Below are 14,238 nucleotides of genomic sequence, written 5' to 3' on the forward strand. Positions count from 1 at the left end.
CTGGGCGATCAGAAGTCGGAGGTCAGGGACAGGTCGATCTCGTCGTCGCTCATCGCGGATATCTGGTCGATGAGTTGCCGTTCCACTTCGATGGCGAGCAGTTCGACCGTCGGGTGGTCGAACAGGTCGCGCACCTGGATCGGGCAGTCGAACGCGGTGCGCAGTCGGGACGCGGCCGCCACGGCGCGCAGGGAGTGCCCGCCGAGGGCGAAGAAGTCCTCGTGGATGCCGACCTCGGCCAGGCCCAGGACCTCGGCCCAGATCTGGGCCGTCACGACCTCGGTGGGGGTGCGCGGCGCCACGGACGCGGCCGGTTCGGGCAGTGCGGGCTCGGGCAGGGAAGCCGTGTCGACCTTGCCCTGCACGGTCCGGGGCAGGGCGTCGAGCAGGACGAACGCGGCGGGCACCATGTAGCCGGGCAGTTGGGTCCGGCACCAGGCGGCCAGTGTCCCGGCGTCGAGCCCCCGGCCGGCCGCGTAGCCGACGAGGGCGCGCTCGCCGCGCAGTTCGCGGACCAGGACGGCCGCGCCGTGCACGCCCGGGTGCTGTTCCAGGACGGCTTCGATCTCGGCCGGTTCGATGCGGAAGCCGCGGATCTTGACCTGGTCGTCGGTGCGGCCGAGGAACTCCAGTTCGCCAGTGGGCAGTCGGCGGACCAGGTCGCCGGTGCGGTAGAGCCGGCCGCCGTCGCCGGCGTACGGGTCGGGGACGAACTTCAGGGCGGTGAGGGCGGGCTGTCCGAGGTAGCCGCGGGCCAGTTCCGGGCCGCCGATCAGCAGCTCGCCGGGCACCCCGACGGGTGCGAGCTGGTCGAGCGCGTCGACCACGTACGCCCGGCGCGAGCCCAACGCCCGGCCGATCGCGACCCGGCCCTCGACCGGTGCGGTGACCGGCTGGGCGGTGGCCGAGATGACGGCCTCGGTCGGCCCGTACGTGTTGACGATCGGCACGTCGGGGAGATGCGCGAACCAGCGCTCCAGGGGCGCCGAGGGCAGCGCCTCGCCGCCTGTGACCAGCAGCCGCAGGCTCTTGAGGTCCCCGGCGACGGTGTCGAGCCGGGCGACGATCTCCTCCCAGTAGGCGGGGGTGGCCTCCATGACCGTGACGCCCCGGGTGCGGACGGCCTCGGCGAGCTCCTCCACCGACCACACCTCGTCCGGGCGGACCACCACCGAGGCTCCCGCGCCGAGGGCGGGCAGCACCTGCTCCAGGGACGCGTCGAAGGAGAAGGAGGCGAAGGCGAGGACACGGTCGTCCGCCGTGATGCCGAACAGCTCGCGGGCCGCGGCGGTGTGTGCGCCGAGCGCGTGGTGCGCGACGCCGACGGCCTTGGGGCGGCCGGTGGAGCCCGAGGTGAAGATGACGTAGGCGAGGTCACCGGGATGGGGGGTGTGGCGGGGCGCGTCCGGGTCGGGCACGACGGTCTCGACGGGCACGGTCCGCGGGCCGAGCGCGGCGGCCAGTGCGTGCGTCGAGGCGTCGCTGAAGACGCTGTGCACGCCCGCCTCGGCACACATGAACCGCAGCCGGTCCGCCGGCAGCCGCGGGTCGAGCGGTACGTAGACCCCGCCGGCCCGCCAGATCGCGGCCATGGCGGCGACCGAGCGGATGCCGCGCCCCAGGCACACGCCGACCGGTGTCCCCGGCCGTACCCCGGCGGCGGCGAGGGCGCGGGCCAGCCCGCCGGTCACGCCGTCCAGTTCCCCGTACGTCAGGGTCTCGTCCCCGCAGAGCAGCGCCGGCGCGTCCGGGGCGCCCGACACGGTGAACGGGACCGCCGCCGGGGCGGCCACCGCGGAGCCCGCAGCTCCGGCCAGCTCCGCGTACTCCGCGGGCGACAGTAGCTCCAGCCGTCCGACGGCCTGCTCCGGATCGGCCACCACCGCCGCCAGCACCCGGCCCACGTGCCCGGCGAACCGGGTGACCGTGGCGGCGTCGAAGAGGTCGCTCGCGTACTCCACGTTCAGCGCGAACCGGTCGGGATAGAGCAGGAAGGTCGCGGTCAGGTCGAACTTGGCCGAACCCCACGGCAGGACGAAGTGCTCCACGTCCAGTCCCTCGACCCGCGGCCCACCGGCGGCGCTCTCCTGGACGTCGAACATCACCTGGAACAACGGGTTGCGGGAGGGGTCCCGTTCCGGCCGCAGCTGCTCCACCAGCCGCTCGAACGGCACCTCCTGGTGGTCGAAGGCCCCGAGCACCGACTCCCTGACCCGGCCCAGGAACTCCGTGAACGACGGCTCGCCGGACAGGTTCCCGCGCAGCACCACCGTGTTCACCAAAAGCCCCACCAGCCGCTCCAGCTCCAGCTGGCCGCGGCCCGCGACCGGTGTGCCCACCGCCACGTCCTGCTGCCCCGACCAGCGGCCCAGCACGATCTGCACCACGGCCAGCAGCACCGTGAACCGCGTCACCCCGCAGCGCCGGGCCAGCTCGCCGAGCGCCGCCTCCAGCTCCCGGGGCAGATCGATCTCGACCGCGCCGCCCCGGCCCGACCAGCCCGCCGGGCGCGGCCGGTCCGTCGGCAGCTCCAGTACGGGCACCCCCGCCAGCGCCCGCTCCCAGTACGCCAGCTGCCGTTCCAGTACCTCACCGGCCATCCGGTCGCGCTGCCAGACCGCGAAGTCCCCGTACTGGATCGGCACCGGCGGCAGCTCGGCCGGACGCCCCGCCACCCGGGCGGCGTACGCCTGCGCCAGCTCACCGATGATCACGTCCTTGGACCAGCCGTCGGTCGCCGCGTGGTGGAAGGCGATGACCGCGACGTGGTCCTCGGGGTCCAGCTCCCACACCCCGGCCCGCAGCAGCGGCGGCCCGGCCAGGTCGAAGCGGCGGGTGGCGTACGGGACGGCCACCTCCCGCAGCCGCTCCAGCCGCACGGCCTCGTCGTCCCCCGGCGGGGCCGACTGCCACACCAGCGGTACGCGGACCCCGTCGACCACCCGCTGCGCCGGCCGGCCGTCCACCTCGACCAGCGCGGTCCGCAGCGCCTCGTGCCGGGCCACCACCTCGTTGAGGGCGCCCTGCCAGGCGTCCCGGTCGAGCCCGCCGCGCATCCGCCACGAGAACCAGAGCACGTACTCGTCGCCGACGTCGGACATGCGGTCCAGGAACCACATCCGCTCCTGCCCGAAGGACAGCGGCAGCGGCCCCGAGCGGTCCACGGGGACGACCGTCGCCGCGCCCGCCTGCCGGGCCGCGGCCACCAGCGGCCCGAACCCGCGGATGCGGGGGTTCTCGAACAGGGTGCGCAGCTCCACCTCGCGGCCGAGCCGCTCCGCGATCCGGGACACGGCCATGGTGGCGAGCAGGGAGTGGCCGCCCAGGTCGAAGAACCCGTCGTCGATGCCGACCCGGTCGACGCCCAAGACCTCCGCCCAGATCTCGGCGACCACCCGCTCGGTGGCGTCGCGCGGCGCGACGAACTCGGCGCCGCCCGCCGCCCGGTCCCGCTGCGCCGGCCCCCCGTCCGGCCGCGCCGCGGGCAGGGCGGCCCGGTCGAGTTTGCCCGAGGCGTTCACGGGCAGCGCGTCCAGCGCCACGAAGTCAGCGGGCACGGCGTAGTGCGGCAGCCGGCCGGCGCAGTGGGACCGCAGCGCGGCGGGCTCCACGGGGCCGTCGGGCCCGGCCACCACGTAGCCGGTCAGGCTCTTGCCGCCCTGGGCGTCCTCGCCGACGGCCACCGCGGCGGCCACCACCCCCGGGCACGCGGCCAGGGCCGCCTCCACCTCGCCGAGTTCGATGCGGAAGCCGCGGATCTTGACCTGGTCGTCGGTGCGGCCGAGGAACTCCAGTTCGCCGGTGGGCAGTCGGCGGACCAGGTCGCCGGTGCGGTAGAGCCGGCCGCCGTCGCCGGCGTACGGGTCGGGGACGAACTTCAGGGCGGTGAGGGCGGGCTGTCCGAGGTAGCCGCGGGCCAGTTCCGGGCCGCCGATCAGCAGCTCGCCCGGTTCGCCGACCGGTACCAGCTCGTCCTGCGCGTCGACCACGTACGCCCGGCGGGAGCCCAGCGGCCGCCCGATCGGCACCCGGCCGTCGTCCCCGGCCGCGCCGATCTCGTGCGTGGTGGCGGTGACGGTGGTCTCCGTCGGTCCGTACGCGTTGAGCACCCGCACCTGCGGGGCCCGCGCCAGCCAGGCGGCCAGCGCCGCCGACGGGACGGACTCCCCGCCGAGGATCAGCAGGCGCAGCCCGGCCAGCGCGGCCGCCGTGCGGTCGGTCAGCGAGAAGGCCAGCTCGGCCCAGTACGTGGGCGGCAGGTTCAGGACGGTGATCCCGTGCCGCTCCACCACCGCGGGGACCTGCGCGGGCAGCCACTGCTCGTCGGGCCGGACCACCAGGGTGGCCCCGCAGCCGAGGGCGGTCAGCAGCTGGTCCAGTGAGGCGTCGAAGGAGAAGGACGAGAAGGCGAGCACCCGGTCCCGGGAGGTGATCCCGAACTCTTCGCGGGCGGCCGCGACGTGCGCGGCGATCGCACCGTGCTCGATGCCGACGGCCTTCGGCCGCCCGGTGGAGCCCGAGGTGAAGATGACGTACGCGAGGTCCCGCGGACCGGGGGTGTGGTGCGGGGCGTCCGCATCGGGCGCGGCGTCCTCCACCCGCAGTACCCGCGGGCCGAGCGCGGCGGCCCGTTCGCCGGTCGCGGCATCGGTGAGCACGCAGTGCAGACCGGCCTCCGCGGCCATGAACCGCAGCCGCTCCTCGGGGAGCGCGGGATCCAGTGGCACGTAGACCCCGCCGGCCCGCCAGATCGCGGTCATCGCGGCCACGGACCGCACCCCGCGCTCCAGGCACACGCCCACCGGGGTCCCCGGGCCGACGCCCGCCGCCCGCAGGGCCGTGGCCAGGCCGCCGCCGAGCGCGTCCAGCTCCCCGTAGCGCAGGGACTCCTCCCCGCACACCAGGGCCACCGCACCGGGCTCACCGGCCACGGCGAACGGCTTCGCGGCCGGCGCCGGGCGCCCCGAGCCCGCCATCGCGACCAGCCGCCGGCGCTCCTGGCCGGGTAGCGGCTCCAGCCGGCCCGCGAGTTCGGCCACGGACGTCTGCGGCGAGGCCGTCACCGCGCGCAGGAGCGCGACGTAACCCTCGGTGAAGCGGACCATCGTGCTCCGGTCGAACAGGGCCGTGGAGTACTGGAGCCGCGCCGCGATGCCGCCGCCCGCGCGCAGGCTCAGGTCGAGGAACACGTCCAGCGGGGTGCCCGTCAGCGGGGTCCGCACCAGCGCCACGTCCAGCTCGTCCAGGCGGGCCGCCGACGGGACGGTGTTGAGCAGGGTGAACGAGGCCTGCGCGAGCGGGTGGCGGGACAGGTCGCGCTCGGTGACCACCTCGCCGACGACCCGGTCGAACGGCGCTTCGGCGTGCGAGAAGTCCCGCAGGGCCGCCGACCGGACCCGGCCCAGCAGCCCGGCGAAGCTCGGATCGCCGGACAGATCGGTGCGCAGCACGATCGTGTTCACGAACGGCCCGATCAGAGCGCCCACTTCGGGGCGCCCGCGGTCGGCCAGGGTGGTGCACACGGCGATGTCGGTGCGGCCGGAGTAACGTCCCAGCAGGGCCTGGTACACGGAGAGCAGCAGCATGTAGCGGGTCGCCCGCTGTTCCCGGGCCACCCGGTCGACCTCGGCGACCAGCTCGGCCGGCAGCTCGAAGCGGACCACGTCCCCGGAGCCGTCCCAGAACGCGGGTCGGGCCCGGTCCGCGGGCAGCGCGAGCGGGGCGACCCCGGCCAGCCGCTCCCGCCAGTACCCGAGCAGCCGCTCCATGCGCGGACCGTTCAGTCGCTCGGCCTCGGTGCGGGCGACGTCGGTGTACTGGAGCGCGGGCGCGTCCACCGCCTCTCCCCGGTAACCGGCGTCCAGTTCGCGCAGCAGTACGTCCCAGGACCAGCCGTCCACGGCGATGTGGTGGACCACCAGGAGCAGCACGTGCTCCTCGGGCCCGATGCGGGCGAGCGTGGCGCGCAGCGGGTGCTCCTTCGCCAGGTCCAGGGGGCGCGCCAGCCCCCGGTCGAACAGCTCGTCCGTGCCGGCCGCCTCCACCCGAGCCAGCCGGGTGCGGCCCGGCGGGTCCACCTGCGGTACGGGCTCGCCGTCGACGGCCGTGAACCGGGTGCGCAGCACCTGGTGGCGGTCCACGATGCCCGACAGCGACCGCTCCAGCGCCGGGACGTCGAGCGCGCCGCGGATGCGCAGGGCCAGCGGGAGCAGGGACTCGGCGGAGCCTCCGGTGAGCTGGTCGAGGAACCACAGCCTCCGCTGCGCGAACGACACTCCGTCACCGTCACGGACGACGTCGCCGGCTTCGCTGCCGTGCCTCGCCGGTCCGCCGTGCGCTGCGACAACCTTCACTGTGGGCCTCCAAGCGGTGTTTTCCTCAACACTGCTGGCTGTGGAGATCCGTCAGTAGGGAAGAAGACGCAGCCGCGCACGCAGCCGCCGGGGGGTAGAACGCGCAACGGCGCCGCCGCACGGCCCTGTTCCGCCGTGCGCGTCGCCGTGTGCGCGTCGCTCCCCCCTGTGCGGCACGCGCCGCGCCGGTCGGCCCCGGCCCGTCAGACCCCGTCGGGTCAGCCCTCGTCCACCGCCACGAAGCGCAGCTCGGAGGTGTACACCTCGCCCTGGTCATCGGTCAGCCAGGCCTGTTCGGGGCTCGGCAGCATCTCGGTGAACACGGCCCGGCCCGCCGGCTCCTTGCGGGCCATTCTGCGGACCGCCTTGGCGAGGATGTTCACGTACACCGGGCTGTCGAAGTCCACGTAGAACGGGCGGGTTTCGGTCGCCAGCACCACGAACACGAACCGCGGCAGCCCGTGCCGCTCCCGCCACTGCCGCGCCCGTACGAAGCGGCGGGCCTCGTCCTTCTCCTCGGCGAAGTCCATGTCCGACGGGGGCAGCCGCCAGGTCTCGCGGGCCACCACCAGCCGGTCCACCGTGACCCGGGGGGAGTGCTCGGTCCCGTCCGGCAGGATCTGGAACAGGTCCATCGCCAGGGTGGTCAGCACGTGCGAGAACACATCCACCACCGGGAACCCGGACCCGTCGGGTAGGACCACCGCCAGCTCGCCGTCCGCGCCCTCGGTCACCACCACGTCGGCGCTGAGCACCGTACGGGGCCGGCCCGGATCGGCGGTGAAGTCGACGAGGGCGACGTAATAGTCCTCGGGGCGGACCAGGGAGTGCCGGATCCGCGCCGACAGCCGGGAGCGGTGCTCCTTGGGCAGCAGCGGCAGCAGCCGGGGACCGGGATGGTCCCGATCGGTGAGCCGGGTCAGCTCCGTGGCGTCCGGATGCTGGTTGACGAACAGCGAGGCGCCCAAGGTGTTGGCGGCGACGTGCAGTTCGCCGAGGACCAGCTCGAAGTCGCCGCGGGCCACCGCCCGTTCCCCGGACGCCGCGATCATGATGTCGGGGCTGAGGTAGCGGGCCGCGGTCCAGCCGCCGCCCGGGCCGCCGAACTGCTCGGCGACGGGCCCCGCGACGGCCTCCAGCGGCAGCGTGACCCGGCGCGTGCCCGGCGGCGGCGAAAGGATCGCGTCCCAGCGCCTGCGGAACTCCTGCTGGAGCTCGGCGGACTCCGTGCGGGCGGCGCCGTGCAGGATCGGCATGCAGGCGAACCAGAACGCCGCCAGGTCGACCGGCCCCTGCGCGGCCAGCCGGCGGTACACCTCCCGCGCCCGGCCCATCACCGCGTCGGCGAGCCGTGCGGTCAGCCAGCCGGCGCTGGTCAGCAGCGGGTGCAGCGGGGCGAGCGCCTCGTGCACGGTCCGCCCGAGGGTGGCGGTCGCCGCCCGGCGGCAGTCGGAGTACACCAGGGCCCGGCAGGGCGCCGTACCGGCCGACTTCTCCCGTACGGCGGCGGTCTCGGTCAGCGCGACGAACTCGCCCTCCAGGTCCGTCAGCGCGGCCACCAGCGCCTCAGGCCCGTCCGCAGCCCGTACCCGGTCCCGGCCCCGCTCCAGGGCGTCCAGGGCGGCCAGACCCGGGTCGCGCAGCTCAGCGTCCCCGACCCGTTCCAGCCAGGCCCGCAGATGCCGCTCCGGGCGGGCGTCGGCGGGCACCTCCAGCTTCCACAGCACCCACCGGCGGGCGACCAGGTCGGCCAGCACCGCGGACACGTCCACGTCCGGCAGAGCGGCGCGGATCTCCCGGGCGGGCCGTACGCCGTCGCACAGCGCGAGCACGGCACGCGCCTGCTCGGCGAGGGCCTGGCGCGGGCGGCCCGGCACCGTCACGTCCAGGCCGGACTGGCGGACGAACGGCACGCGCCGCGGCGCCAACCACTCCCGTACCCGCGGGTCGGTGTCGATCCGTGCGGCCAGCGCGTCGACGGCCCAGCTGGCGAAGTACACCTCCGATCCGGCGATCAGGCCGCTGCCGGGGTCGACGCGGACGCCGTCGGTGGTCAGGTCCCAGCGGCCCCAGCCGACGGGTCCGAAGAACCCGATGGTGTCGTTCTTGACGCAGAACCGCTGCCAGTAGTGCGCCACCAGCTCTTCGCGCTGGCGGGGCATGCTGGTCCGGCCCGCCGCGGTCGGCGTCCAGTTCAGGAACGGGGCGATCCCGGAGCTGAGGACCGGGCGGTTCTGCCAGGCCACCGCCTCCCGGAAGGCGGGCATCCGGGCGATCTCCTGGAGCGTGTGCGCCGTCTCCACCTGGGCGTCGGCGAACAGGCCGGTGAACTCCCCCCACCGCTCACCGGCCAGGCCCGCCGGGCCCTCGTCGGGGTCGAACTTGTCGGCGGCCGCGGCCAGCCCGTCCGGGGCCAGCCGCAGCACGCCCCGGGCCGGGAAACCCGGCCCGCGCAGGGCGAACTGGTCCCACAGCCGCCAGCGGCCGCCAGGTACGTAGGTGTCGGTCATGGCCTGCCCCTCATGCCCGGACGAAGTCGGCGTGGACGACGTCGGCGAGGTCCGCGGGCGACGGGTAGGCGAAGACCAGCGCCACCGGGACCTCGGCCCCCAGTGCCTCTTCGATCCGTGCGGTGATCCGGAACGCGGCCAGAGAATCGCCGCCCCACTCGTAGAAGTCGCTCTGCTCGTCGAGGTCGGCCACCCCCAGCGTCTCCCGGTAGATGGACACGACCAGCTCGGTCAGGGCGGTGGCGGTCAGCTGCGCGGTCAGGTGCGCGGTCTCGTTCACGGTCTCGTTCACGGTCATGGTCATGAGATCTCCTCGAAGAGCGAACGGGCGGTGTGGGTGGTGCGGGTGGCGCGGTGGGAAGGGGAGGCGGCGGCGGCCGCGGCGGCCGCCGTCAGGGCCGCGGTGGTGTTGCCGCCCGACACGACGGCGACGGAGCGGCCGGTGCCGCGGCCCGCTCGGATCGCCCCGGCCAGCGCGACCGCACCGGAGGGCTCGGCCTCGAACCCGCGCCGTCGCAGCAGCGCGGCAGCGGCGAGGACCTCCGCGTCGGACACGGTCATCAGGTCGTCGACCCGGTCCCGGATGATCGGATAGGGCACGGCTCCCGGCTGCTGGCCGCGCAGCCCGTCGGCGACGGTGTCACCGGGCGGCAGCCGTACGGGGTGCCCCGCGGCCAGGGACCGGGCGTAGCGGGGGGTACCGGCGGGCTCGACGCCCACCACCCGCACCGGGTGCCCGTACGCGGCGAGGCACACCCCCGCGAGCAGCCCGCCCCCGCCGGTCGGCACGTACACGGTCTCGACGTCGGGTGCCTCGGCGAGGATCTCCAGGCCGACCGTGCCCTGCCCGGCGACCACCAGTTCGTGGTCGGAGGAAGGCACGAGGACCGCGCCCGTCTCCTCGGCCAGCGCCTGCGCCCGGGCGTCGCGTTCGGCGACGCCGCCCGGCACGCCGACCGTCCGCCCGCCGAGGGCCCGGATCAGGGCGATCTTGGCGGGGTGCGCCCCGCCCGCCAGCACCACGGTCAGCTCCGCGCCCAGCGAGGCGGCCAGCCGGGCCAAGGCGATTCCGTGGTTGCCGGAGGAGCCGGTGACGATCCGCCGGGCTCCGAGCGCCAGGACGGCGTTCGCGGCCCCGCGCAACTTGAACGACCCGCCGTACTGGAGGTGTTCGGCCTTCAGCAGCAGTCGCCATCCGACCCGGCGCCGCTCGGGCGCGGGCAGCCCCGGCAGCAGCGGTGTGCGGCGCACGTGGCCGGCGATCCGCGCGGCGGCGGCCGCCACGTCGGCCGGACCGAGCGGGACGCGCACGGCGCCGGCCGCTCCGCCGGCCGCGGCGGGGCCCACAGGAGCCGAGGGGGGCGAGGCGGCGCCCGGGCGGGGCGCGGGCGGCGCCGGCCGGCGCCCGGGCGCGTGCGACACGTGGGACGCGGGGGAGCGGGGCGCGTGTGCCGGGGATGCGGCGGGTGCGCTGGTCATGGCCGGCCTCCGGTCTGTGACAGGGCGCGGCGGTCGGCCTTCCCGCCGCGGGTGGTGGGCAGTTCCGCCAGCCGCGCGAAGCGGCGCGGCATCAGGTGCGGGGGCAGCGTGGCGCCCAGGTGGGTGCGCAGCGCGGCGTCCTTCACGTCCTCCAGGTCCCCGGTGAGGTGCGCGACCAGGAACACCCGCCCCTGGGCGTCGGTGTCGGAGGTGACCACCGCCCCCGTGACCCCGGGATGGGCGAGCAGTGCGCCCTCGACCTCGGCCGGGTCCACCCGGTATCCACGGATCTTGACCTGCCGGTCGCGGCGACCCAGGTACTCCAGCCCCTCCGGGCCCCGGCTCGCCAGGTCGCCCGTCCGGTACATCCTCGCCCCCGGCGGCCCGAGCGGGTCGGGGACGAAGCACTCGGCCGTACGGGCGGGCAGCCCGCGGTAGCCCCGGGCCACGCCCACGCCGCCGATGCAGACCTCCCCGACGGCCCCCTCGGGCACCGGCGACAGCCCCGAGTCCAGCAGGTGGACCACCACGCCGTCGATCGGCGTGCCGACGAGGTCGCTCACGACGTCCGGCTCGGCCGGTACGGGGTACCGGGTCGAGGTCATCGTGCACTCGGTCGGCCCGTACTGGTTGACCAGTGACCCCGGCACCAGGGCCCGCCCTCCGGCGGTCAGGAAGGGCCGCAGCGACTCACCGCTGGACACCACCACCCGTACCCCCGCGAGCAGCCCGGACGCGTCCGGCTGCCCGGCAAGGAAGGCCAGGAAGGACGGCGTCACGCTCAGCAGCGCGGTCACCCGGTGCTCGCGCACGGCGGCCCCGAACTCCTCGGGCCGCAGCAGCGCCGAACGCGGCACCACCACCAGCCGCCCGCCCGCCAGCAGCGGGGCGAACGTGTCCCGCAGGGAGGCGTCGTAGCCCAGCGGGGCCACTTGCAGCGCCACCGTGTCCGGCCCGAGGCCGTAGTCGCGGGCGACGAACCGTAGATAGGAGTCCAGACCGGCGTGCTCGACGAGCACGGCGCTGGGTTCCCCGGTGCTCCCGGAGGTGTGGCTGACGTACGCGAGCGCCCGCCCGCCGAGCGGCCCGCCGGCCCCCGGCTCCTCCCCGGCCACGCTCCCCGGGCGGTCCAGCAGTACGGGAGTCCCCGGAACCGGCAGGTCGAGCCGGCCCGCCAGGGCCGAGGAGGTCAGCAGCATGTCGGCGCCGCCACTGCGGACCAGCGCCGCCAGCCGGGCCGGCGGCTGCTCCGGGTCGAGGCCGAGGAACGCCGCCCCCGAGCGCACCACCGCGGCCGGCCCGACCACGGCGTCGACGCCGCGCTCCACGGCCACCGCGCACACCCTTTCCGGGCGGGCGCCGCGCGCCCGCAGCACCGCCGCAAGCGCGTCGATACGGGCGATGAGCTCCCCGTACGTCACCTCGCCGGTCGGGGTGGTCACCGCGATCCGGCCGGGCGTGCGGGCGGCGTGCGCGGCGATGTCGTCGACGAAGGTCCGCATCACGCTCCTCCGCCCGCGGTCCGGTCGACCGCGGTCCGGTCGACCGCCGTCTGGTCGACGGCGACGAAGCGCAGCTCCGAGGTGAACGTGTCGCCCCGGTCATCGGTCAGCCAGGCCTGCTCCGGCGTGGGCAGCATCTCGCTGACCTTCAGCTTGGCCCCGGGATCCTTGCGGGCCAGCCTGCGCGCGGCCTTCGCGAGGATGCTCAGGTACACCGGGCTGTCGAAGTCCACGTAGAACGGACGGGGTTCGGTCGGGGAGACCACGAACACGAAGCGCGGCAGGTCGTGTTCCTCCCGCCAGTGCCGGGCCCTCACATACCGCTTGGCCTCGGACTTCTCGTCCGCGAAGGCCAGTTCGGACGCCGGGAAGGCCCACGTCTCGCGCGCCACCACCATCTTGTCGATGCTGATCCGCGGGGTGTGGTCGCCCTCGGGGCGCAGCGTGAACCGGTCCATGACCTGCTGGGTCAGGGTGTTCGCGTACACGTCGAGCAGGTCGAACGCGGCACCGTCGGGCAGCACCGCCGTCAGCCGGCCGCCGCGGTCCTCCACCGTGACGTCGGCGCACAGGACGGTGCGCGGGCGGTGCGGGTCACCGGTGTCGTCGACCAGGGAGACGTAGTAGTCCTGCGGCCGGTCCAGCGAAGGCCTGCTGCGCGTCGACCACTTGAGCGGCAGCTCCTTGGGCAGCATCGGCAGCAGCCGCGGACCGGGGAAGTCACGGGTGGTCTCGGCGATCAGCTCGTCGCGGTCGGGATGCTGGTGGACGAAGAGGGAGGCGCCCATCGTGTTGAGCGCGCTGTGCATCTCGCCCAGCACCATCTCGAAGTCCCCGCGCGCCACCGCGTCCGCGTCCTCGGCGAGCAGCAGTACGTCCGGGCTGAAGTAGCGGGCCAGTGACCAGCCCGCGCCGGGCTCCTCGAACTCCGCGCGCACCCGCTCCGCGATGTCCGCCGAGGACACCCGTACCCGGCGCGCCCCCTCGGGCACCGCCAGGATCCGCGCCCATTTCTCCCGCAGCTCCGCCTGGACGGCGTCGAGGTCGCGGCCCGCCTCCGGGTACGGCGACGGCAGACAGCCCAGCCACATCGCGCCCAGGTCCACCGGACCGGCCGCGCTCAGCCGCTCGTACACCTCGCGCAGCCGGGTCACCACCCGCTCGGCGAACCGGTTCGTCATCCAGCGCGCCGCGGTCAGACACTGCGCGAGCGGGGTCAGCTCGTCCAGCAGGGCGGTGCCCAGGGTCGCCGTCGCCGCACGCCGGGCGTCGGAGTACACGAGCCCCCGGCACGGCGCGGTCCGCGCGCCCTTGGAGCGCTGCGCGTCGGTGGCGGTCAGTGCCGCGAAGTCCGCCTCCAGGGCGCCGATCGCCGAGGTCAGCGCCTCGGCGTTCTGTCCGGCCGCCTGCACGGCGTCCCGGCCGCGCTCCAGGACGGCCAGCTTCTCCAGGGCCGGTTCCCGCAGCGCCGGATCGCCGATCCGCTCCAGGACGGCCCGCAGTTCCCGCTCCGGGTAGGTGCCCGTCGGCACGTCGAGCCGCCAGTGCACCCACCGCTTGGCCAGCAGCCACTGCACCGTCTCGGTCGCCTCCGCCACCGGGATGCCCAGCTGCCCGGCGATCCCGGCCACCGGACGGGTCCCGTCGCACAGGTCCAGTACGGCGCGGGCGCTCTCGCCGATGGGCTGCGGCGGCCGACCCGGCAGGTGCACGGACAGGCCCTCGGCCCGTACGAAGGACACCCGGCGCGGCGGTATCCACGCACGCAGCGCAGGATCGGCGTTCAACGACTTGGCCAGCGCGTCGATGGCCCAACTGGCGAAATAGACCCGCGAGTCGGCGAGGAACCCGCCGCTGCCGGGGTCGACGCGGACGCCGTCGGTGGTCAGGTCCCAGCGGCCCCAGCCGACGGGTCCGAAGAACCCGATGGTGTCGTTCTTGACGCAGAACCGCTGCCAGTAGTGCGCCACCAGCTCTTCGCGCTGGCGGGGCATGCTGGTCCGGCCCGCCGCGGTCGGCGTCCAGTTCAGGAACGGGGCGATCCCGGTGCGCAGCACCGCCGGGTTCTGCCAGGCCACGGCGGCCCGGAAGCGCGGCGAGGCCGCGATGTCCTGGAGCAGGCCGGCGGTGCGCACCGCGCCGGTGTCGAAGGCCCCGGTGAACGCCTCCCAGTCCGGTCCGGCGAGCTGGTCGCCCGGCCCGAACTTGGCGGCGGCCAGGGCGAGTCCGGGCGGGGCCATGCGCAGGACCCCCTCGGCCGGGAAACCCGGACCGCGGAGTGCGAAGTGCTCCCACAACCGCCACCCGCCGGTGGGCAGGTGCACGGTCTCTGGGGTGTCCGACATGGCGGAGCTCCTTCCAGCCTGATGGGGTGGCGTGGCCGGCGGCGGTGTG

6 protein-coding genes are annotated in these 14,238 nt (G+C 75.2%); all 6 read right to left on the reverse strand.

All coding sequences use genetic code 11. The features are described from left to right. Positions 1–8: 8 nt before the first annotated feature. Positions 9–6,353 (reverse strand): amino acid adenylation domain-containing protein, encoded by a 6,345-nt coding sequence (locus OG974_RS01735; RefSeq protein WP_371645150.1) that lies wholly within the window; start codon positions 6,351–6,353, stop codon positions 9–11. A gap of 218 nt (positions 6,354–6,571) precedes the next feature. Then, on the reverse strand, positions 6,572–8,863 hold the full coding sequence (locus tag OG974_RS01740) for a lantibiotic dehydratase (RefSeq protein ID WP_371645152.1): 2,292 nt from the start codon (positions 8,861–8,863) through the stop codon (positions 6,572–6,574). 10 nt (positions 8,864–8,873) lie between these two features. Next, complete coding sequence (locus OG974_RS01745; protein WP_328764130.1) at positions 8,874–9,167, reverse strand: acyl carrier protein; 294 nt, start codon at positions 9,165–9,167, stop codon at positions 8,874–8,876. Further along, complete coding sequence (locus OG974_RS01750; protein ID WP_371645154.1) at positions 9,164–10,174, reverse strand: threonine/serine dehydratase; 1,011 nt, start codon at positions 10,172–10,174, stop codon at positions 9,164–9,166. Before OG974_RS01750 ends, OG974_RS01745 begins: the two co-directional genes overlap by 4 nt. 164 nt (positions 10,175–10,338) lie before the next feature. After that, a complete protein-coding gene (locus OG974_RS01755) occupies positions 10,339–11,844 on the reverse strand; it encodes an amino acid adenylation domain-containing protein (RefSeq protein ID WP_327279198.1) in 1,506 nt (501 codons plus the stop codon). Next, complete coding sequence (locus tag OG974_RS01760; RefSeq protein ID WP_371645156.1) at positions 11,844–14,189, reverse strand: lantibiotic dehydratase; 2,346 nt, start codon at positions 14,187–14,189, stop codon at positions 11,844–11,846. The genes OG974_RS01755 and OG974_RS01760 overlap by 1 nt, the downstream gene beginning before the upstream one ends. Between the last annotated feature and the right edge of the window lie 49 nt (positions 14,190–14,238).

It is taken from the genome of Streptomyces sp. NBC_00597, assembly GCF_041431095.1.
Classification (GTDB): domain Bacteria; phylum Actinomycetota; class Actinomycetes; order Streptomycetales; family Streptomycetaceae; genus Streptomyces.

Bases quoted from the DNA above. Each gene is read 5' to 3' on its own strand.
- OG974_RS01760 (WP_371645156.1), bottom strand. From the start codon at position 14,189: ATGTCGGACACCCCAGAGACCGTGCACCTGCCCACCGGCGGGTGGCGG.
- OG974_RS01755 (WP_327279198.1), bottom strand. From the start codon at position 11,844: ATGCGGACCTTCGTCGACGACATCGCCGCGCACGCCGCCCGCACGCCC.
- OG974_RS01745 (WP_328764130.1), bottom strand. From the start codon at position 9,167: ATGACCATGACCGTGAACGAGACCGTGAACGAGACCGCGCACCTGACC.
- OG974_RS01740 (WP_371645152.1), bottom strand. From the start codon at position 8,863: ATGACCGACACCTACGTACCTGGCGGCCGCTGGCGGCTGTGGGACCAG.